Genomic DNA, 2570 nt, shown 5'->3' on the forward strand with positions numbered 1-2570 from the left:
GGGACATCGGGGATGGGCGGCTCGTCGCCGACCGACGGCTCCTCGGGGAGCGGGGTGGGGACGGGCGGCGGGCGGGCGATGGGTGGCGCGTCGGCGGCGTCGGGCGGTGCGGCGGTCTCGGGGATGGGCGGCTCGTCGCCGACCGGCGGTTCGTCGATCGGGGGCTGGTCGATCGGGGGTGCGTTGCTGACCGGCGGTTCGTCGATCGGGGGCTCGTCGATCGGGGGCTCATCGGCCCGCTCGTCGTCGGCCGCCTCGTCGGCCGCGCCGGTGGGGTCGAGCTTGTCGACCTCGCGGGGCTCCTCGCCCCGGCCGACGGTGAGGGCTCGGCTGCTCGAGGGATCGTTGGCCCACAGCCGGGTGCCCTTCAAGAAGGCGTCGAAGCCCAGGCGACCGTCGGTCAGGTCGTCGGGCGGGTCGCCGGCGGAGGGCACCGCCACGGGTTCGGCCTCGCGGAGGTCGGGGAGCACGAAGCGGCGCAGCCGCTGCTCGCCCGCACCAGTGACCGTGGGCAGGTAGACCTCGCTCCCGACCGGGAGGGGGGCGGCGACCGGATCGGGCCCGATGTCGACCGGGGGGAGGGCCCGGTCGGTCTCGGTGTCGAGCACCACCAGCCGCCGGGCCGAGCCGTTCAGCACCGCCAGGGCCAGCACCGGACCGGGCTGGCGGGACGCCACCTCGACCCGCCCGCCCTCGAGGCCGTCGACCTGCCAGCGGCCACCGCCCCCCGCCTCGGAGATGCGGCCGCGGACCGGGTCGACGACGAGGGCCATCTGGCCGACGGTGACGAGGTGGACCTGCTGCGGGTCGCCGACCTCGATGGGCTGGGCGGCATCGAACCGGCGGCCGTCGAGGCGTCGGACGCGCGCGTCGTCGTCGAGCACCCAGAGGGTGCCGTCGACGTCGAGGGCTTGGCCGACGAGGGGCTGGCCCACCTCGATGGGCTCGCCGACGGGGGAGAGGTCGGCGAGCCGCACGGGCTGGACGCGTCCGATGTCGGGGTCGACGAGCCACGCTCCGCCGGGGCCGCTCAACAGCTCGGCGTGCTCGCCGGCCTCGATCGTGCCGCCGGGTCCGGCGCCCCCGCCGCTCCGGAACGTGCGCCCCTCGCCACCAGCGGCGGGGCCGACCGTGTGGAAGGTGCCGTCATCGTTCTGGACGATGGTGCCCTCGGGGATGTCGCGCACCTGATCCTGGGCCGCGCCACCGGCGCCGGAGACCAGGGCGGCGTCGTCACCTTGGCGCACCCAGGCCGACGAGCCGGAGAAGACGGCCTTGTTGGCGACGTACCCGGTGCCGAACGAGAGGGCGAGGCATCCCGCCACCAGGGCCGCGCACACGCCGACGCCCAGCGGTCGGCGAGGATCCTTGACCAGCTGGCCGAACGGATGTGCCATGGGTGGTCCTGTTCGAACGTCGCGTGCACTGCGCCGCCGAAGGCGGCGCCGTGGAGCCTTCCCCGTGGCCACCACCGTCACCCGCGAAGAGCGAAAGGGGTCGCCGGGAGCGCCTCGGGCTGAACGATACGCTCTCGACCGCCGACGCGCACTGGGGAGCCCTTCCCGTCGCCGGCCCCTCGCCATGGTCGATCCCCTTCCTCCGAGCGTCACCGTCGACGAGATCACCCACCCGCTCGACGGCGCGCACCCCTTCACCTTCGGGCGCGACGAGGAGTGCACCGTGCGCTTCGCGCCCGACGACCTGGGCCTCTCGCGTCTCGCCGGCGAGGTGGCGCACCACGACGGGCACTGGTGGCTCCGCAACCGGAGCCGGTCGCGGCCCCTCGAGGTGGTCGACGACCTCGGCTTCCGCACCGTCGTCGCCCCCGGGCGGCGGCTCGTGCTCGAGGGCGAGTCGACCGTGGTGCTCACCGGCACGGTCCGGCGCCACGCCCTCGTCGTGCGGATCCCCGACGCCGCCGGCGACCGTGGCACCGGGACCGACGGGGCGGCCCCCGGATCCGACCTGGTGGCGACGGCGGTCGGCGCCGGCGTGATGGTCAACGACGCCGATCGGGAGGCTCTGGCCGCGCTGTTCGAGGGCTACCTGCGGCCCTTCCCCCGCCACGACCCCAACCCCCGCACCTACGCCGAGGCGGCCAGCCGCCTCGACTGGCCCCGCACCACGCTGGTCAAGCGCATCGAGTACCTCCGCAACCGCCTGACCGCCGCCGGCGTGCCCGGGCTCCACGGCGACAACGCCCTCCGCGGCCTCGCCGAGTACGTCATCTCCACGGCGGTCCTCACCCGGGACGACCTCGAGCGACTGGGCTGACACCACGCCCCCGGTGCCCAGTGCGGTCTCCAGCGCCGGGGCGCGTCGCCCCGGCACCGCCCCGGCCGGGCCACGGTGGGAAGACCTTCCCGTTCACAGCGGGGCGCACCGTCCGTACCGTTGCGGGTGATCGGGGTGCAGTGCCTCGACCTTGACCCAAGGAGAACCCTCATGTCCGTCATCGGTGGTCAGATCGACCAGCTCGACAGCCTCGGTAGCAGCTTCACCGGTCGCAGCGGCGAGGTCGACGACCTCGTGAGCGCGCTGCGCACCGAGCTCGACTCCGCCTATTGGAG

1 protein-coding gene and 1 pseudogene are annotated in these 2570 nt (G+C 74.9%); one reads left to right on the forward strand and one right to left on the reverse strand.

Annotation, left to right across the window (positions count from 1 at the left end):
* A pseudogene (locus VNL12_RS19440) lies at window positions 1-1397 on the reverse strand (hypothetical protein); the annotation flags it as partial.
* A gap of 184 nt (window positions 1398-1581) precedes the next feature.
* On the opposite strand from VNL12_RS19440, the gene VNL12_RS19445 reads away from it, so the two are divergent.
* Window positions 1582-2274 carry a hypothetical protein gene (locus VNL12_RS19445; protein WP_325596820.1) on the forward strand — a complete coding sequence of 231 codons (693 nt, stop codon included), beginning with the start codon at window positions 1582-1584 and terminating at the stop codon, window positions 2272-2274.
* The last annotated feature ends 296 nt before the right edge of the window (window positions 2275-2570 follow it).

Source organism: Iamia sp., assembly GCF_035575815.1.
Classification (GTDB): Bacteria; Actinomycetota; Acidimicrobiia; order Acidimicrobiales; family Iamiaceae; genus Iamia.